Raw genomic sequence first — 17,447 nt, 5'->3', positions numbered from 1 at the left:
CAGCGCGGACATCGTACAATCGACGCCCGGGACGCCATCCGAGTAACATGTAACTCACGACCCTGCAAGAGCGGTTCGTGAGAGATTTGACAATATCACCCGCAGTACGATCTTCGAGTCGTGCTGGCGAGTACTCGAATCCCGCCAAAACCCTCCGTGATTTCACGGACAATCCTCCGGCTCGGTCCGCAGCGCTCCGGTGCGCGTGGGCGCGCGCTCTGCGGGCGACGGAACGTCCGATACTCCATCTCACCATGGTATCAGGCGAACCCGGTGCTCTTCTAGGGAGAGTCCGTATTGACTACTTCGTCATATCCCGCTGCTCGCGCTCGATCTCCTCCAGCACCACCTCGGGGTGGACATCTTTCTTGAGCTCCTCGAGGTGCGGGTCGCTGGTCCGGGGCACCTTGAGGTGCCTGGAGATGCCGTCGACGAGCTCGATGAGCCGGGTGACCTCGTGCTCTGCCAGGAGGTTGATCTGAAGATCGAGATCGGCGCGTTTGTCGGCGAGCGCCTGCATGCGGTTCTGGCTGATGAGCACGAAGGTCGAGAGGAAGATCGCCTCGACCGACGCGATCATCGCGAGCATCACGAACGGGAACGGGTCGAACGGCTTGAGGCCGGGGATGACGCCCGTGTTCACCACGATCCAGCCCCCGAAGACGGTGGCGTGGAGGAAGACGAACGTCATGCTCCCCGTGAACTTGGTGATGGCGTCGGCGAGGGTCTCCTGGAAACCCTTGTTGCGCTCGCTCTCCTTCCGGACCTGCAGGAGCGCCTGGATGTTCCGGCGCACCACGCCCTCCATCTCGGAGCGATCGAGCCCCGCTGCTGATGGGGCGCCGCGAGCCGTCTCGGAGTCGTTCATGAACGGACCTCCTGGGATGAGGGCTCCGAAGGGCGGACTTGTCAATCCGTTTTCGTCGGAGCTGCCGCACCGGACGTGACCGGTTGCGTGTCATGGACCGCATTACGATGAGCTCTTAGAAATTCCACGATTATCTGCAGCGAGCGGGGGCAACGTGCGCGGCGTGGTCCCGGCCGGGCAGGCGCGCTGCTAAGCTCGCCGTCGCCCGCGCCGGGGCGGGTCCCGGGGCACCAGCAAGGAGGAGCCATGATCGTCGTCACCAACCGCATTCCCGTCGCCGAGGGCCATGAGGCCGAGTTCGAGGACCGCTTCAAGAACCGGGTACACCTGGTCGACCGCGCGCCCGGCTTCATCCGGAACGAGGTGCACCGTCCGAAGCCGATGAAGCTGGACCACGCGACCGGCGCGTGGAGCCCGGATCCGGACGCGCAGGGGTTCTACGAGGTCAAGACCTGGTGGCGGTCGATGGACGACTTCATCGCCTGGACGAGGAGCCCCGCCTTCGCGGAGGCGCACCGGAACCGCGCGCCGAAGGAGATGTTCGCGGGCCCGAGCAAGCTCGATATCCACGAGGTGTTCCTCAGCACCGATCTGCAGGGCTAGCGATCCTCGCCGCGGGCCGGGGGCGCCGTGCGCGCGCGGGCGCCGTGCGCGCGGGCGCCGTGCGCGCAAGGCGCCACGCTCCCGGCTTGAAGGCGCGTGGCCTCGTGTACTACGAGGCCGGGCGAGCGGGCCCGTCGGGCCGCGGGCCAGGGGCCGCGCGGCCAAGCGGCGCCTGGAAGACCTCGCCCATCATGTCAGCACTCACTCCAGGAAGACGGGACGCCGGCGTCGCGCGTTGGCGCCCCCGGCCAGGCCGGGGCGCGGGGCCCGAGCGGCCGCGCGTCGAGGCGGCGCGGAGGCGGCCGCCGCGGGCCCCGGGGAAGGCGCTGTTTCTCCTCCCCAACCTGATCACGCTGTCATCCATCTTCTGCGGCCTCGACGCGGTACGGCGCTCGGCCGCCGCGCGGTCGGACGATGATTTCCGGCGCGCCGCGAGCCTCATCCTCCTCGCGATGCTCCTCGACGCGCTCGACGGCCGCGTCGCGCGGGCGACCAGGACCGACAGCGCGTTCGGGCGGGAGCTCGACGCGCTGGCCGATCTCGTCTCGTTCGGCGTGGCCCCGGCCGTGCTCGTGCACCAGTGGGCCCTGCACCGCCTCGGCCTCGCCGGCGTGCTCGGCGGGTTCGTGTTCGCGGCGTGCGGCGCGATCCGGCTCGCTCGCTTCAACGTCCTCTCCCTCGCCGAGGCGGCCTGTTCGTCGGCGCCGCCGCGGTACGTCGTCGGCCTCCCCGTCACCGGAGCGGCCGGGATCCTTGTCGCGATCGTCATGACCCACGGCGCCGCGGACGGGCAGCTCGCCGGGGCCGGCGCCGCGCCGGCGGTCCTCGCGACGACGCTGCTCCTCTCGCTCCTGATGGTGTCGACCCTGCGGTTCCGCTCGTTCAAGGACGTCCGCCTCGACGCCCGCACCGCGCTGTCGATCGCGCTCGTCATCGGATCGAGCGCGCTCATCTCCGTCCGATGGGCGCCGGGGTACGTCCTTGTCTGGCTGATCGGCGCCTACGTCCTGCTCGGGGTGGTCGAGTCGCTCTGGCGCCCTCCGGCGCGCCGCGGGGGCGCGCCGGGCGAGCCCGCCGCCGCGCTGGGGGCGTGTCCCCGAGGCGGGGAGGAGCGGCTTTCGTCTCGACGCGGGCACTGAGGGTCGCCGGGCGGCGCGGAGCGGCCTGGTTCTGAAGGCTCCGCGCGCGCTTCATACGGGTCGCCGGAGGCGCCGCGGACCCCCGAAACCCTGCGGATGCACGAAAACAAGGGCGGGCGCGAGGCACAAGAAGTGTCCATGTCGAGGCCAGCGCGCGGAAGGCGTTGACCGCATGCACGACGGCTGGGACCGTTCGTAACCGAATGATCACCCCGGATGCTCCCCTCAACTCTCCCACCGCGCCCGCGCAGAGCCCGCCCGCGGGGCGCGTACCGCTCGAACGCCCCGGCTTCGGCGCGGGCCTCAAGGCCATGCTGGGCGGCTACGGGTACCTCTTTCGCACGCCGGACCTCTGGCCGCTCGCGCTCGTCCCCACGGGCATCGCGCTCGTGCTCACGGTCGTGCTCGCCATCGTCGGCGTGAAGCTCGCGCCTTCGCTCGTCGAGCTGATCGTGAAGGAGCCGGGGACGGGAGGGCTCTGGACCGTGCTCATGGCCGTGCTGCGGATCCTCTCGGTCGCGGTGGTGCTCGTGGCCGCCGTCGCCATCTCGTTCGGGCTCGCGAAGCCGCTCTCGGGGCCCGCGCTGGAGCGGATGGTGCGCAGGGCAGAGGCCGATCTCGGGGCGCCCGCGTGGCCGGAGGTCGGCTTCTTTGCGGACATGTGGCGCGCGCTGCAGTCGTCGCTCGTGGCGCTCGCCTTCACGCTCCCGATCCTCATCGTCCTCGGCGTCGTGGGTTTCCTCTTCGCGCCGGCGACCGTCGTCGTCGTCCCGCTTCAGCTCGCGGTGGCGGCGCTCGCCGGGGCCTGGGACCTCTGCGACTGCCCGCTGTCGATCCGCGGCGTGCCCGTAGCGGCGCGGATCGAGTTCGTGCGCCGGAACCTCGCCGCGGTGATGGGCTTCGGCTTTGGTCTCGCGCTGCTCTCGTTCCTTCCTTGCTCGCTGCTCATCGTGCTCCCGGCCGGCATCCTCGGGGCGGCTCGACTCGTCGTCACGCTGGAGCGGTGGGAGGCCACGAAGCAAGCGCCGCGCTGAGCTCGGGCGACGATCGGGGGCACCCACAGCTCCGGCGAGAGCTCCCCCTCCGGCTCCATCGCGAGCCCGTGCCGCGCAGAAGCGAGCGCCATCCATGATGGCCATCTTCGCTGCGTAGAGCTCCTCACCATCACGCAGCCTGCTCGATGCGAGGGGCGTGAGCAGCAACGAGACCGGGCGGTAATAAGCCGCCGGGGCGCGCCGGGCGGAGCAAGGGCGGCCGCGCAGGCGTGATTCGCGCAGCGAGCGCACCCTTGCCCAGCCCGGCGCGCCCCGGCACGCTCGCTGGGTCGAGAGGCCTCCGTCCCAGTGTGGGACGACGTCACGTGTACAAATCGAATCGGCACAGGAGCCGATCGAAGCGACCGCACGGCTTGAGGAGACAGCAAAGGCCGCGCTCTTGTTGTTGCTCCGCTGTCCGCTGCATCGGTCATCGATATTGACATCGCGCCCTGCTCCGTGAACGCTCAAGATCAGTATTGCCCATACTCATAAATCTGATCACGCTTTTCTTCTTCCTTGGTCTCCAGATCGACAACAACCCCAAGACGGGGCTCCACGTAGGCCGCCCAACTTAATCCATGTGTGGGGACACTAACCCACGTATTCATCGCCGTCGCCGACAAGAGTCCGCTTATGTTTCGGTCAAAGAGTACGACGTCCCTGAATCGAAATCCGGCTGTGGCGCCGAACTGGACGTTCAGATTGCGAAGAAAAAGATCTCCGCCAACAAAAGCGTCGACATGCGTGGTCCGAAAAATGGCTCCTTGTCCTCTCAAAGCCGTAGTTAACATCGGAATAATCGCCTCGCCCAATGCATAGAATTGAAGGTTGGTGGCCGCACTTGCCCGGAATGGCCCGGTTTCGAACGTGGCATGTATGCCCAATACCTTCTCTTCTACGGTCGACACCCTTTCCTTGCTCAATCCCACACCCAGAAGGTAGCCAACGTTGAGTTCCTTCGTCAAACTCAATGTCTGACCAAAGTTCAGCATGGCTACGTGGACAGCCCCCGGAGCTGTTCCTCCGCTGTATGAAACTCCTAACCTCAAGAGAAGAGGGAGCTTTGCTTGGAAGATTCCATTAAGATGGAACCCGTCCCAATAGAATGATCCTTGAGACTCTTTCTCTTGCGCCGATGCCAGATCACTAACAGTAATGACCCCAAGCCCTAACAGAATGCACAAAGCTGGTTGATCTAACATGATCGCCGGCAACGCACCAAGTTCTCCCCGAATGATGCGTGATCTCATTACTGTTCAACTAGACACCTCTTGTTCTTTACTAGGCCATCGATGCTAAGTCCGCTATATTCATCATCTCTGAAAGTGTACGCGTCTTCTACCAACTCGCTGATGCTGGGGTCTCTCATTAGGTTTTGATAGGAGGTGTCTTCGTTGGCTGTTATGATCGCGACGCAAATCGAGTGCTGGCTTTGGGCCAAATCTCGAATTGCTAAGATCGTCTCGCAGTTGATCTTATCGTTCTCCAGTATTGCCTTGTACGCATCGAACGATTTCCTGAATTCTCTACAGCCTTTGGCCATCATTTGCAGTTCTTTCTTTTGCGATATGGTGCTACACTCTGTCGAGCCCTCTGGGTGGGATGACGCGGTAGGCTCGTCTTCGTTGGTGCGAGGTTGCTCTTCCTTTTTCTGAAGTGGTTGTTCGTGGCGATAGAGAGCATTTTCGCAGCTAGTTAGCCTTTCCTGAGTTGCATTTATGATTGATTGGAGATCGGGGCCACTTGTGCTGGCCGTGGCCTGGCAAGTTTGGGATTTTTCAGGAACCTCTACCGAAGTTCGCCCCAAGGTATATGCTCCCACCAATGCGGCAACGGCGATGAGTCCGAATCCAATTCGCTTCGTCGGCTTCGATAAGAGTTCCATGGTGATTGAATGGGATGATGGTGAACGCAGCTTGCCCCGCTGATCTTTTGCCATGAAAAGAAGCGACTATCCAGGAGTGTCTCCAGGAGAGACGTGGGTTAGTACAGGCACGGATTCTTTGCGACGGGTGTTATCCCGATCATTTGAGGAGTAATGACCAGGTAACTGCTGCCATCGGTGGGTAGTGCTTCGCGCCATTGATTGCAGGTCTTTGTGGTTAATGCTTTCACGAATTGGTTTTGAAGCGGCATTGTCCTCTCGCAGCGAACTGTCTGAGGGAACACGTCTTCTTGCCCACACAACGCTTGACACTGAGGAGATGGGTCTATGCATGTCGGCGTTTGCTTTTCATCTAGGATGGTGCAACCAGTTTGAGATATTGCCGTAGCGGAAAGGATATGAACGAGACAGGGGCGGACTATCTTCGAACGAAGACGTATTGCCATCATGGCCTCTTGCTCCCAGGGACACACGAGCCATTCTTCCGATCACAGGATCGACGTCAAACGGAATCTAGACGAGAACACCACGCTGGGCTGGGATCGTACCGTCCAGAGCGTGCGCCAGCCAAGCTGCACGCCGTCGCTCGCGCGGCCACGCGCCCGCGAGCGCGGCGCCTGGCGGTGGCCTGCGCGATCAGCGACGACGACGCGCTAGCGCTCACGCGGCTGGAGCCGCACGACGTCGCTCGCGCGTCCGTGCCGCCCGCGAGCACCGCACGTGGCGGCGCCATCGGCGGGCAGCTACGAGACCGGCAACGGACGGCCCCGGTGGGGTTCCGCAGGCCCCCGCAGCCCGGATGAGCCCGCAGCCCCCGCCGCTGCTCGCGGGCGTGGCCGCGGTTGCCCCGGCGGGCGTCTCGGGGCCGTCGAGCTGCTGAGCCGCGTCTAATCCGATCGCCTCGCGCAGGCGATGCAGATCGCGCAGGAGCGCCGCCACCTCGATCACCGTGCGCGGTACTCCGGCGAGCGGAGCGGAAGAGCACAGGGATCAAGAGCTCGATCGCGTCGCTGACCACCCGCGCGTGTTCGATCGACGGGGCCAGCGCGGCAAGGGCGGGCCGCGCGGCGCGGCTCACAATCCTGCCGTTCCGCGTCCACGCGCGGCTTGCACGCCTGCGCTCGCAACAAGCGGCGGCCGGGTCCGCCGCACTTGACTCGGTGGCCCTGCCTTCTGGAGACGCAGCGGTGCGCGGTGGAAGCTCCCGACGTCGGGCTCGGCGCCGCCGTAGCTCCTGCCCCAGGCGCAGCGCGTTCCGAAACCGCGCCCCCGATGATCCGCGACCGCCAGAACCGCACGGGCGCCCCCGATGGCCCGCGCACAGCGTCCCCCGTCTCCGCCCGCTGACCGCCGTCCGTGCCGGGCGTAGCCGCTAACTGCTCGGAACTGCTCAATATTGTTTTTGCGTGTAGAATTTGTTTCCCTCTTGCAGAAGCGATCCCCGAAGACGCTCGCCGCGCGCAGGAGGCGCTGGGCTTCCAGCGGGAGCGCCGACAGCCTTGCCTCCACCATCCCCAGCACCGTCTGCGGCAGCATATCGCTGCGTCCGTCCACCGCCGCCCGGATCAGCTCCTCGATGAAGAACGCATTTCCCTCCGTTCGCTCCCTCGATGAGCCGCGGCGGCTCTTCCAGGAGGAGCTTGGCCAGGAGCGCCATCACCTGAAACGGGGAGGACCCGGCTCCGGCAGCGGCGTTCGCAGCGCACTTCACGGTGGGAGAAGGCGGCGGGGCGCCGTCCGGCCCGGATTGACGCGCCCGCGCCGGCCTGCCACCGTCGCGCGCGGGGGTATCGCCATGCTCGCTCGCTTGCTTTCGCTGCCGCTCGCCGCGCTCGCCCTCGCGTGCGCCTCCCCGGAGCCCGTGCCCGCGTCCGCGCCCATGGGGCCCGCGCCCACGGAGCCCGCCGCGCCTGCGCCGTCTCCGGAGAGCGCCCCGCCCACGTCGGGCGGCGACCCGGGCTTCGACCACGATGTGTCGGGCGTCGTCGGGGCGCCTCCGCCGGCCTGGGACGTCGGGCCCTGGTACAACTCACCACCGCTCACGCCGGCGGACCTGCGCGGCAAGGTCGTGCTCGTCCGCTGGTTCATGTCGCCGAACTGCCCGTTGTGCAGCGCCACCGCCCCGGCGCTCAAGGCGCTGGACGAGCGCTATCGGTCACGAGGGCTGGTCGTCGTCGGGATGTATCACCACAAGGACGACGAGCCGCTCGATCCGGCGGCCGTCAAAGGCTATCTGTCGCACTTCGGGTACAGCTTCCCGGTCGCGATCGACCCGGACTGGCGCACGCTCAAGCGCTGGTGGATCGATGGCCACCCGAAGCGCCAGTACACGAGCGTCAGCTTCCTCCTCGATCGCGCCGGGCTGGTGCGGCACGTGCACCTCGGGGGCCAGCTCGCGCCCGGTACCCCCGAGTTCGCGACCGTCGAGGAGCGCGTTCGCGCGCTGCTCGACGAGCCGGCGCGGTGACACCACGCCCAGCCTCGCCTCGACCCCCGCGCCGGCCTCACGTCCAGTTGACGGTGGCCCACCCGTGGGCAGGGATGCTGAACTGGAGCTTCTTCCCGGCCACATCGAGGACGGTCATCTTCGCCGCATTGCCGGAGTTGTACAGGATCGTCACGATGCTCCCGTCGGGGTTCTTGAACGCCAGCGCATCGCCGCCGGTCGTGGCGACGCGCATCGCCCCGGGATCGACGTACTCGGAGACGTGGCGAAAGACGTGGTAGACGGGGGTCACGTTCAGCGTCTTCGCCGCCGTGTCCACGGTGAGCAGCGCGTTCTGGGGCCACGGCCGCTCCGAGTCCAGGTTCTTCCCCGCCGTGTCCAGCACCATGTTCCAGGCGCTGTACGAGGTCACCCCTGCCTTGATCCAGTCGCGGATGAGCCCCCAGCTCTCCTCCGCGTAGGCGTGATCGTTCGGCGCCTTCTGCGCGTCGAACGGCGGCGAGCCCGCGGGGTTCCAGGGGTAGTTGCCGCACTTGTGCTCCGTCTGCACGATCGGCAGATTGCGCGATCTCAAGCCGGATGCGCTGCTCATCATGTTCCACTGCAGCCCGAAGCCCTTGACGTATCCCATCGCGGTGGCGTCGCCGGTCACGGCGCTGATGATCGCCCCGTCTTTCCCGCTTTCGTTGTTGGACATCGTGCCGAGGTAGATCTGCGCCGTCAGCCCCCGGTCGGCGAACGTGGGCCCCAGATACGTGCCGATGAACTTGGCCATGAGCGGCCCCGTCCAGAGGCAGCTCGGGTACCTCGTCTCGTAGTTCGGCTCGTTCTGGGGGTGAACCGCCTCGATGGTGATGCCCTCTCCGGCGTACGCCTCCACGAACTTCGCGAGGTACAGGGCATACGCCTGCAAGGTGCTCGCGTCGTCCTTCATGCGGCCGCCGTCGAAGGCGCCGTTGCTCTTCATCCACGTGGGGGGCGTCCAGGGGCTGGCCCAGAGGTGGAGGCCGGGGCTCACGGCGAGCGCCGCCTTGATGTACGGAATCAGCCGCTCCTTGTCCCGGTCGATGGAGAAGCTCGCCATCGCGGTGTCGTTCGGCGTCTCGGCCAGGGTGTAGCGGTCCATCGCGTAGTCGCTGGCCCCGATGGGGATGCGCCCGTAGACGAACGCCGCGCCCTCGTGCTTGTCGAAGAGGAGCTCGATGGCCCGCGCCCTCTCCGCCTCGCCGAGCATCGAGAGCACGTTCCAGCCCGCCTCGTTGAAGGTGCCGCCGAACCCGTCCCATCGCTGGTGCGTCGTCGCGTCGTCGACGGTCACGTCGGCGTTGCCGCTCGTCACCTCCGTCGGCGTTCCTGTCTTCCAGTACTCGTCAGGACCGGACGTGATCAACGTGGGTTCGACGATGGGGGGCCCGCCGCCGGTGGACGAGCCGCCAGCGCCGCCGTCTCCGGTCGGCTCGCCGCCGGCACCGCCCGACCCGGTCGAGCCGCTCGCGTCAGTTCCGCCCGAACCCGTCGAGCCGCCTGCGCTCGTCGAGCTGCTCGCCACCGACCCCGGGCCGCCCGCCCCCGATCCCGAGCCGCCCGGGCCCTCGGGCTCCGTCGCGCTGGTCGAAGGACCGCAAGCCATGAAGAAAAACGCGAGCAAAACGGCGGTGGTCGAACCTCGTGCCCTGTTCATCACTAGAATCCTCGCTCCTGGGTGCAAACCCGCGGCGGTGCCCGAAGCACACGGCCGATCGTCGTCAGACTATATGCCCGAGAGGCCCCGCGGTGATCCGCGCAGCGCCGCGGTTTCCGCGGGCGTCATTCGCGCGGAGCCCGGGGGCCGCCGGCGGCGAGCGCGTCGACGTTTCAACCCGCTCCGTGTCCTGGGCTAGAACGACGTGCCGTCCGCGCGCGTGCCCGGCGAAGAGCTCCTCTCGCCGAGGATGCTGTGGAGCACGAACGATGTGCTCCCGTTGAGATCGATGCCGCGGTTCATCGAGACACCGTCCTGATCCGAGAGCGCGGACGTGTACGAGACGCTGCTCACGGCCGCGCCCGCGGCGTTTCGCAGCGTGACCGTATCGCTGCTGTTGTTGAGGCCCAGGGCTCCCGTGGAGGCGCCGACGGCTCCCATCACGCCGGCGGGCACCGCCGAGACGTGGCCGTACACCACGACGGCGGTGAAGGGCGCGAGCGAGGCTCCGGCGGGGAAGGTGTGCCGCGTCCCCGTGCTGTCGGCGAGCTTCCACCCGCCGATCGAGGCGGTCGCCGTGCCGACATTGATGATCTCGACGAACTCGCCGTCAGGATCGCTGCCCGGCTCGTTCGCGAGGACCTCATTGATGATCACGTTGGCCGTGCCGCCGCCGGCGCCGCCGCTGCCGCCGGCGCCGCCGCTGCCGCCGGCGCCGCCGCTGCCGCCGGCGCCGCCGCTGCCGCTGGAGCTGGCGCTGCTGACGCTGCCGCCGCTGCCGTCGGGGATCATGAAATCGCGCACGACCCCCATGTGCTGCATGTTCGGGGCGCCGCTGTCCGACGAGCCCGCGGGGCTGATCTCCGAGAGCGGAGAATAGACGCGCGTGTCCACCACGAGGCCGTTCGCGAAGCTGCTCCCGCCGAGGACGACCGCCGTCTCGAACGGCTCCAGATCGCTGTCGACGAGCACCCAGTCGTAGGGCTTGGACCGGCTGGCGTTTGTCTTGTCGTTCCCGTTCTTGTCGGCGGGATAGCTCCCGGGCTTGACGACGACGCTCGAGAGGGTCGTGACGCACGCCTCGTCCCGGCCCCCGGTGTTGAAGTCGCCGCCGATCACCAGGTAATCGTCAGGGTCGACGTGCGCCTGGATGAACGAGACGAGCTGCTGCGCCTCCGTGTTGCGCACCCCCGAGCCCGACGTCAGGAGATGGACGCTGACCGCCCAGAGGTCGGCGGGGCCGGGGATGTCGATCTGCGCCCAGGCGAAATCCCGGTTGCCGACCGACGCGTCGTCCCACTCGCCAGACGCGATGATCGGCCACCGGCTCACGATCCCGTTCGGGATCTGCGCCCCGCTCTCGCGGTAATAACTGAACCCGGTGCCGAACGTGGCGTCCACGAAGCCGCGAATGGCGGACGTGGAGTTGTTGCCGTAGTTGAATTCTTGCAGCAGGACGATATCGGGCTCGACGCCCTGCATGATGCGCTGGCCGTGCCCCGGATCGTAGCTCTGGTTCGTGCCGCTCGTGAGGTTCGCGGCCATGAGCCGGACGCGCGTCGAGAGCGCGTCGCCGTGCTCGCCCAGGAAGGCCGCCTCCGGGCCTAGCTCCACGTCGAGCGGCGGCTCGGCCGCGCACGCGGCCGCGGCCAGCGCCCACACGAGCAATGGCACCCGAACCCCTACGAACCGCGCCAGCATGGAAGACGTCGATCGCATATCGTCGCACCGGACCTTTCTCGGGATCATCGCATTACAGCACGAAACAGCGGCAATGCGGGCGTCATGCTCGCCCGGTCCGATGCTGAGATGATGCGGTTCCGGTTGAGAACGAGCGACATCGGGCTCGGGCCGCGCCCCCCGGAGGCCGACGGGTCGTTCGGGACGGCCACGCTCGTTTCCACTCGTCTACGCTCGATCCAGCGATCCGCCGCGCCCGACCCCGGGGCTCAGCGGCCCCTCATGGCGAACGCGATCCCGCTCTGCAGGGAGCTCTTCACGGCGAGCCGGCCGAGGTCCACGCCGCTCTCCGCGAGGCGGTGGGCGACCTCGGGGCGGATCCCGGTGAGCACCGCCCGGGCGCCGAGCAGGCCCACGACCTGCACCACCTCGAGCAGCGCCTCGATCGCCGCCGGATCGAGCGCGTCCACGCCGGTCAGATCGAGGATCGCGGTGCGCGTGCGGCGCTCCGCGATGCCGCGCGACAGCGCCTCGGCCACGCGACGCACGCGCCCGGCCTCGAGCGGGCCGATGAGCGGCAAGACCACCACGTCGTCGCCGATGGGGATGAGCGGCATGGAGAGCTTCGCCAGCGCCGCCTCCTGGGCCTGAATCACCTCTTCCTGCAGCCGCGCGCGCTCCTGCTCGGCGCGCTTGCGCTCCGTCAGGTCGATGCCGGTCATGATGACGAACCGGAACCCCTCGTCCTTGCCGCGCAGGACCGCGCCCGACCAGGCCGTCACCCGGCGGGCGCCGTCCCTCGCCGTCCACGGGACCTCCACCTGCTTCCGCGGCGCGCCGGCGCCGAGCTCCTCGAAGAGCGCCTTGAGCTGCGCCGACGCCCCCGGATCGGGCGTGAGCTCCCAGAGATAGCTCGGCTCCAGGTGCCCGCGCCCGCTGCCCAGCGCCCGCTCGGCGGCGCTGTTCATGCGCACGATGCGCCCGCGCGCGTCGAGCGCCACGATGAGGCCGTCGACGAGATCCATGACGCCGGCCATGAAGTCCCGCTCCCGGCTCAGCATCTCCTGCGCGTGCTTGCGCTCGAACAGGCGGCCGAGCTGCCGCGCGATCCGGCCGATGGTCGCGGTGAACTTCCCGTCGTCCGCGTACTCGGCGTCGGAGAAGAACTCGAGCACGGCCACCACCTCGGCCCCGACCACCACGGGGAACGCGAACCCCGCCTTGACGCCGAGGTTCTTCGCGAGCCGGGCGCGCGGGAAGTTGGCGTCCTCCGTCACGTTGCGCACCCAGACCGGCTGCTTGCTGGCGAGCACCCGCCCGGGCAGCCCGACCCCCGGGGTGAACTGCGTCGCCTCCGTCACCGCCTTGAAGGTCGCGAACTTCACCTCGTCGTTGAGGTACCAGAGCGCCGTCGGCAGGAGCAGCGAGGGATCGTCCGCCGCCGGCACGTACGCGTGCCCGACCGGCCAGCTCAGGTGATCGCAGATGTGCGCGATCGTGCGATGCAGCGCCTCCTCGACGCTCGCCGCCTCGTGCACGTCGACGGTGACCACCCGGAGCAGCTCCACGAGCGAGCGCTCATCGGTCAACACGCTGTCGAGCCTCCATCGCGCTCTCGTCGAGGTCTCCTCCGACCGTTTGATGAGACCGGTCATGATTGAAGGGGTAACACGCCGAATGTATCCAACCGGTTTCCGCGGCGAGGCGATCTCGGCGGCGATGCGCCGAGCCGCCGCGCGGTCGGAGCGCCGGCGTCGCCGCGGCGTCACGGCGCCGCGACGCCGCGGTGACCTCGCCGGGCCGGTCCACCGGCGCGCCGGGGATCCGAGGGGATCGCGGCCCGGCCGTCGATGTCATCCCTGGACGATGGCGCGCGGTTCCCCTTACTGTGTCCGCCGCCCCCGCGAGGTTTCCGTGCGGGCGCAGGGCCGTGCCGCGGGCGACCTTCGGGGCGTTCGCTTCTGCTTCCGACGAATTCCGATGAAACGAACGACGATGCTCTCGACCTGTCTTCGCCGGTGCGCGTTCGCGGTGACGTTGCTGGCCGCGTCGCCGGCGCTCGCGGCGAAGCCGCCGGAGGGCGCCTCGGCCGAGGCGCAGCAGCTCGCCCGGACCAAGGCGCACGAGGGGCTCAAGCTCTACGGCGCGGACCGCTGGCAGGAGGCGTTCGAGGTCTTCAAGGAGGCGGACGGGCTCTATCACGCGCCGACGCTCGTGCTCTACATGGCGCGGTGCCAGCGCAAGCTCGGCCGGCTGGAGGATGCGCGCGGCCTGTACGAGCGGGTCCTCGCCGAGCCGCTCCCGGAGGACCCGCCGGCGGCGTTCCTCGACGCGCGGAGGGACGCGGAGACCGAGCTCGCGGCCGTGCGCGCGGCGCTGGAGGCGCCCGCGGCTCCGGCGCCGGCGCCGCGCGCGCCCGCCCCGGGGGGTGCGGAGGGGGAACGCGGCTCGCTGCTGCCCGCCGGGCTCGCGTTCGGGCTCGGGGCGGTGGGCATCGGCGTCGGCGCCGCGACCGGCCTCGTGTCGCTCTCGAAGGTGTCCGACATCGAGTCGCGCTGCGACGGCAAGCGCTGCCCGCCCGAGCTGAAGGGCGACGCCGACGCCGCGACCACGCTGGGCCATGTGTCCACCGTGAGCTTCATCGTGGGCGCCGCCGCGGCCGCGACCGGGGTCGTGCTGCTCGTGGTCCGGCCCGGCGGCGACGCGGCGCCCGAAGCCGCGGGAGCGGCGCCGCAAGCGAAGCGCGGCGTGGTCTGGCGCGCCGGGGTGGGCCTCGGGCGGGTCGAGATCCAGGGAACGTTCTGATGGGCAGCGCCGCCGCGCAGGGCGGCGCCGCGCCGCAGGGCAGCGCCGCGCGGCGGCCGAGAGCCGCCCCGCGGCGCCGCTTCGGTTCAGGTCAGTCGCACGTGGCGGCCTCGCAGGCATCCATCTCGGGGGTGCACGCCGCGAGGATGCACGTGTTGCACACCTCCCTGTCCCCGCCGCGGCAATCCTCGTCGCACGCGCCGAAGGCCCCGCTGGTCTGGCAATTGAGCGTCTCCGAGAGCTGAGGCCCGACCTTCTCGCAGGTGTTCACAATGCAGCCATAGAACGCGGCATCGTCGCCGGGGGTGACGCTGTTGATGCACGAGAACGCCTCGGCGCACGTGGTCTTCCCGGAGCCGAACCACGTCGAGGCGTCGAAGCCCTCCTTGCTCCGGCAGTTCTCGTAGGCCCTGGACCGGGGGAAGTACGGCCCGATCAGCATGCACATCTCGTCCTTCGTGGTCAGGCCCTGCGCGATGTCGCGATCCTCGGTGTTCTTGAAATCGCAGCGGTAGTCCAGGGCCTCTCCCGCCTTGACCTCGAGGAACGGCGAGAACTCCTGCGACGGGACCCCCTCCCATTTGTCGTGGGCGTACAGCTCCGTCATCGTGCCGTCGAGGTCGACCTTGTTGGCGACGTAGCCGACGCCGCGGCGGTGCATGTGCGACTGGATCCTCACGACCGAGATGTCCTCATCGGTGGTGCAGCGCATCCGCGCCGAGGACTCCCCGTGCGGCGGCACGCTGATGAACGGGTTGTAGTGGAAGAGCATGCCCGCCTCGACCTTCACCTCCTCGTCCGGGATCGTATGGAGGTTGATGCGCGCGTCGGTCTCGAGGGGCGCGCCCGAGGCGTTCAGGTAGTGGGTGTTCATCAGGAGCACCGTGCCCGGAGCGACCTTGAGCGCCACGCCCTCCGGGAGGTCGCCGAGGAAGGAGTTGCCGTCGGGGGACTGGGAGCCCGCGACCACGCCGGTGACCTCCCAGTCGGCCTGGGGGCCGTCGCTGCAGTCGTGGACCTGGGTCGCATCGAGGGTGACGCCGCGCTGCGTCTCGGTCGGGATCTCGGTGTACGGCGTTGCGTAGAGGAGGACGTGGTGGCTCCCGCTCGAGAACCGCACCACCTCCCGGTTGACGTTGAGCCCCTCCGGCGGCGCGACGAAGAGCTGGCAGCGCTCGACCTCCTGGCCCGGCTCGATCGTGGAGACCATTCGATACTGCACGCCGGCGCCTTCGGCCGGCGGCTCCAGCCCCTGGTCCTCCGGGGCCCCCGGCCCGGGGCCGGGTTCCGAGGACGAACAGCCGAAGAGCGCGACGGCGCCGAGGAGAGCGATGAGCGAGGTGGTTGTGCGCATGAATCGATACCTGCTGTGTGGTGGTCTCACATCTTGCGCGCGCAGGTGATCGAGCGCGCGCATCGTTCCCGGGGTCGCGCGGCCGCGTCGCGCTCGCCCCAGGAAAATCTGTCGACGCCGGCTGGCCGGCGCCGGAGTGTCCGCGTCCGCCCTCATGCACGGGCGGGGCGGAGGCGGACGGGTAACGAGGTCATCTTCCGGATCGAGGGGCGCGGAGCGAACACCGCCGGCCCCGCGAGCTCCATCTCGGGAAAGCGGCTGACGAGCGCCTCGATGGCGATCCGCCCCTCGAGGCGAGCCAGCGTCGCCCCGATGCAATAGTGGGCGCCGCCCCCGAAGGCAACTCCCGCGTCGGCGCTTCGCCGCAGATCGAGCGACGAGGTGGGGGGATAAGCCGCCTCACCCTGCTCCTCGGCCTGGATCGGCAGTGTCAGAATGTCGTTGTCCAGGGGCCTCCTCCGGCGCTCCTCGACGGTCTCGCTCACCACCTCGATCCCTACGTCGAGCGCCGCCTCGAGCTTCCCCTCTTTCGTCCGGCGAGAGCTGCCCCGCCATGGACAGGCGATGAATCGCGTCCGTGAAGCGGAGGACTAACGCACCGTGTCATTCTGGGATCTTGAACATCGAGGCAGTCGGCAGCGGCGGAATGTTTGTTGCATCGTGACGTGGCGCGCCGGGGTCAGCCGCACGTCGCGATCTGGCAGGCGTCGAGGTCCGCTTTGCACGCCGAGGCCATGCACGACTCGCACGCTTCGCCGGGCTGGCTGCACGCCTCGGCGCAGGCGCCGTACCCCGCGCTCCACTGGCAGCGAATGACGTTCGAGATCGCGGGCCCGACGGCCTCGCAGCTGTTCACGATGCAACCGTAGGACCTGGGCCCGTTGCCTCCGTCAACGGCCTTCGCCTCGTCGAGGCACGAGAGCGTCTCCGCGCACGCCGTTGCCCCGGAGCCGAACCAGGTCGCGGCGAGCAATCCCTCCTTGGTGTGGCAGTTCTCGTACATGGGGGAGCGCGGGAAGTACGGTCCGATGAGCATGCACATCTCGTCCTTCGTGGTCAGGCCCTGGGCGATCTCGCGCTCCTCGGCGTTCGCGAAGTCGCAGCGGTAGTCGAGGGCCTCTCCCTTCTTGACCTCGAGGAAGGGGGAGAACTCCCGGGTCGGCACGTTCTCCCACTGGTCGTGGGCGTAGAGCTCCGTCATCTTGCCGTCGAGATCGACCTTGTGGGCGACGTAGCCGACGCCGCGGCTGTGCGTGTGCGACTGGATCCTCACCACCGAGATATCCTGATCGGCGGTGCACCGCATCCGCGCGGAGGACTCCCCGCGCGCCGGCACGTCGATGAAGGGGTTGTAGTGGAAGAGCATGCCCGCCTCGATCTCCACCGCGTCATCCGGGATCGTGTAGATGTTGATGCGCGCGTCCGTCTCGATGGGCTCGGCCGAGGCGTTGATGTAGTGGGTGTTCATGAGGAGCACCTTGCCCGGCGGGACCTTGACCGCGACGCCGGGCGGGAGCTCGCCCAGGAAGGAGACGCCGTCGCGGGACTGGGAGCCGGCGAACACGCCGTTGATCTCCCACTCGCCCTGAGGTCCGTCCTTGCAGTCGTGGACCTGGGTCGCGTCGATGGGCACGCCGTGGCGCGTCTTGGTCGGGAGCTCGGCGTAGGGGGTCTCGTAGAGCAGGACATGGTGGCTCCCGCTCGAGAACCGCACCTCGTCCCGCTGGATGTTGAGCCCCTCCGGAGGCACGACGAAGAGCTTGCAGCGCTGGATCTCGACCCCAGGGTCGAGCATGGCGACCATTCGAAATTGCACGCCAGCGCCGGCGGGCGGAGGCGCCAGCAGATCGTCCTCGGGCACGTCCGAGGAGGGGGGCGAGGACGTGCAGCCGACGAGCGTGCACGTGCCGAGGAGAGCGACGAGCTTGATGGTTGTGCGCATAGGGTGG

Annotated in this window: 14 protein-coding genes; 5 read left to right on the top strand and 9 right to left on the bottom strand. The window is 68.3% G+C overall.

Translation table 11 applies throughout. The features are described from left to right. Positions 1 to 301 precede the first annotated feature (301 nt). A complete protein-coding gene (locus tag WMF33_RS38535) occupies positions 302 to 868 on the bottom strand; it encodes a DUF1003 domain-containing protein (RefSeq protein ID WP_437333277.1) in 567 nt (188 codons plus the stop codon). Between the two features lie 246 nt (positions 869 to 1,114). Between WMF33_RS38535 and WMF33_RS38530 the strand changes: the two genes are divergently transcribed. From WMF33_RS38530 to WMF33_RS38520, 3 genes are all read left to right on the top strand, one after another. After that, the gene (locus WMF33_RS38530; RefSeq protein WP_061629153.1) at positions 1,115 to 1,471 is read left to right on the top strand and encodes an antibiotic biosynthesis monooxygenase family protein; all 357 of its coding nucleotides are present in this window, start codon (positions 1,115 to 1,117) and stop codon (positions 1,469 to 1,471) included. Positions 1,472 to 1,662: 191 nt separating this feature from the next. Next, a complete protein-coding gene (gene pssA / locus WMF33_RS38525; RefSeq protein ID WP_437333276.1) occupies positions 1,663 to 2,610 on the top strand; it encodes a CDP-diacylglycerol--serine O-phosphatidyltransferase in 948 nt (315 codons plus the stop codon). 203 nt (positions 2,611 to 2,813) lie between these two features. Continuing rightward, positions 2,814 to 3,644 carry an EI24 domain-containing protein gene (locus WMF33_RS38520; RefSeq protein ID WP_437333275.1) on the top strand — a complete coding sequence of 277 codons (831 nt, stop codon included), beginning with the start codon at positions 2,814 to 2,816 and terminating at the stop codon, positions 3,642 to 3,644. A gap of 473 nt (positions 3,645 to 4,117) precedes the next feature. On the opposite strand, the gene WMF33_RS38515 is transcribed toward WMF33_RS38520, so the two are convergent. Next, positions 4,118 to 4,897, bottom strand: coding sequence for a hypothetical protein (locus WMF33_RS38515; protein ID WP_437333274.1), 780 nt, complete (start codon positions 4,895 to 4,897; stop codon positions 4,118 to 4,120). Further along, positions 4,897 to 5,586, bottom strand: coding sequence for a hypothetical protein (locus WMF33_RS38510; protein WP_437333273.1), 690 nt, complete (start codon positions 5,584 to 5,586; stop codon positions 4,897 to 4,899). Before WMF33_RS38510 ends, WMF33_RS38515 begins: the two co-directional genes overlap by 1 nt. Positions 5,587 to 7,327: 1,741 nt before the next feature. Here WMF33_RS38510 and WMF33_RS38505 point away from each other — a divergent pair. Further along, entirely contained in the window at positions 7,328 to 7,999 is a 672-nt protein-coding gene (locus tag WMF33_RS38505; RefSeq protein WP_437333272.1) for a TlpA family protein disulfide reductase, read from the top strand. 37 nt (positions 8,000 to 8,036) lie between these two features. Here WMF33_RS38505 and WMF33_RS38500 read toward each other — a convergent pair whose 3' ends face one another. The 3 genes from WMF33_RS38500 to WMF33_RS38490 all read right to left on the bottom strand — a co-directional run bounded on the left by WMF33_RS38500 (position 8,037) and on the right by WMF33_RS38490 (position 12,931). After that, the gene (locus WMF33_RS38500; RefSeq protein ID WP_437333271.1) at positions 8,037 to 9,659 is read right to left on the bottom strand and encodes a glycoside hydrolase family 30 protein; all 1,623 of its coding nucleotides are present in this window, start codon (positions 9,657 to 9,659) and stop codon (positions 8,037 to 8,039) included. Between the two features lie 195 nt (positions 9,660 to 9,854). Next, positions 9,855 to 11,333 (bottom strand): lamin tail domain-containing protein, encoded by a 1,479-nt coding sequence (locus WMF33_RS38495; RefSeq protein WP_437333270.1) that lies wholly within the window; start codon positions 11,331 to 11,333, stop codon positions 9,855 to 9,857. A 275-nt stretch (positions 11,334 to 11,608) separates the two neighbouring features. Further along, positions 11,609 to 12,931: an STAS domain-containing protein gene (locus WMF33_RS38490; protein WP_437333269.1), complete on the bottom strand. Its 1,323-nt coding sequence runs from the start codon at positions 12,929 to 12,931 to the stop codon at positions 11,609 to 11,611. 388 nt (positions 12,932 to 13,319) lie between these two features. Here WMF33_RS38490 and WMF33_RS38485 point away from each other — a divergent pair, with 388 nt between their 5' ends. Beyond that, a complete protein-coding gene (locus WMF33_RS38485) occupies positions 13,320 to 14,144 on the top strand; it encodes a tetratricopeptide repeat protein (protein ID WP_437333268.1) in 825 nt (274 codons plus the stop codon). A gap of 91 nt (positions 14,145 to 14,235) precedes the next feature. On the opposite strand, the gene WMF33_RS38480 is transcribed toward WMF33_RS38485, so the two are convergent. The 3 genes from WMF33_RS38480 to WMF33_RS38470 all read right to left on the bottom strand — a co-directional run bounded on the left by WMF33_RS38480 (position 14,236) and on the right by WMF33_RS38470 (position 17,440). Further along, positions 14,236 to 15,498 (bottom strand): hypothetical protein, encoded by a 1,263-nt coding sequence (locus WMF33_RS38480; protein ID WP_437333267.1) that lies wholly within the window; start codon positions 15,496 to 15,498, stop codon positions 14,236 to 14,238. A gap of 152 nt (positions 15,499 to 15,650) precedes the next feature. Beyond that, positions 15,651 to 15,983 carry a hypothetical protein gene (locus WMF33_RS38475; RefSeq protein ID WP_437333266.1) on the bottom strand — a complete coding sequence of 111 codons (333 nt, stop codon included), beginning with the start codon at positions 15,981 to 15,983 and terminating at the stop codon, positions 15,651 to 15,653. Between the two features lie 194 nt (positions 15,984 to 16,177). Further along, positions 16,178 to 17,440 carry a hypothetical protein gene (locus WMF33_RS38470; protein WP_437333265.1) on the bottom strand — a complete coding sequence of 421 codons (1,263 nt, stop codon included), beginning with the start codon at positions 17,438 to 17,440 and terminating at the stop codon, positions 16,178 to 16,180. Positions 17,441 to 17,447: the final 7 nt, after the last annotated feature.

The organism is Sorangium sp. So ce394 (assembly GCF_051474665.1).
Taxonomy (GTDB): domain Bacteria; phylum Myxococcota_A; class Polyangia; order Polyangiales; family Polyangiaceae; genus Sorangium; species Sorangium cellulosum_D.
The sequence above is the reverse complement of the archived record's forward strand: the minus strand, read 5'-3'. Positions and strand labels throughout refer to the sequence as shown.

What these genes read in the sequence shown, in the direction of transcription:
- pssA (WP_437333276.1), top strand. Translation starts at nt 1,663, where the DNA reads ATGTCAGCACTCACTCCAGGAAGACGGGACGCCGGCGTCGCGCGTTGG.
- WMF33_RS38535 (WP_437333277.1), bottom strand. Translation starts at nt 868, where the DNA reads ATGAACGACTCCGAGACGGCTCGCGGCGCCCCATCAGCAGCGGGGCTC.
- WMF33_RS38470 (WP_437333265.1), bottom strand. Translation starts at nt 17,440, where the DNA reads ATGCGCACAACCATCAAGCTCGTCGCTCTCCTCGGCACGTGCACGCTC.
- WMF33_RS38515 (WP_437333274.1), bottom strand. Translation starts at nt 4,897, where the DNA reads ATGAGATCACGCATCATTCGGGGAGAACTTGGTGCGTTGCCGGCGATC.
- WMF33_RS38510 (WP_437333273.1), bottom strand. Translation starts at nt 5,586, where the DNA reads ATGGCAAAAGATCAGCGGGGCAAGCTGCGTTCACCATCATCCCATTCA.
- WMF33_RS38505 (WP_437333272.1), top strand. Translation starts at nt 7,328, where the DNA reads ATGCTCGCTCGCTTGCTTTCGCTGCCGCTCGCCGCGCTCGCCCTCGCG.
- WMF33_RS38520 (WP_437333275.1), top strand. Translation starts at nt 2,814, where the DNA reads ATGATCACCCCGGATGCTCCCCTCAACTCTCCCACCGCGCCCGCGCAG.
- WMF33_RS38530 (WP_061629153.1), top strand. Translation starts at nt 1,115, where the DNA reads ATGATCGTCGTCACCAACCGCATTCCCGTCGCCGAGGGCCATGAGGCC.
- WMF33_RS38480 (WP_437333267.1), bottom strand. Translation starts at nt 15,498, where the DNA reads ATGCGCACAACCACCTCGCTCATCGCTCTCCTCGGCGCCGTCGCGCTC.
- WMF33_RS38500 (WP_437333271.1), bottom strand. Translation starts at nt 9,659, where the DNA reads ATGAACAGGGCACGAGGTTCGACCACCGCCGTTTTGCTCGCGTTTTTC.
- WMF33_RS38485 (WP_437333268.1), top strand. Translation starts at nt 13,320, where the DNA reads ATGAAACGAACGACGATGCTCTCGACCTGTCTTCGCCGGTGCGCGTTC.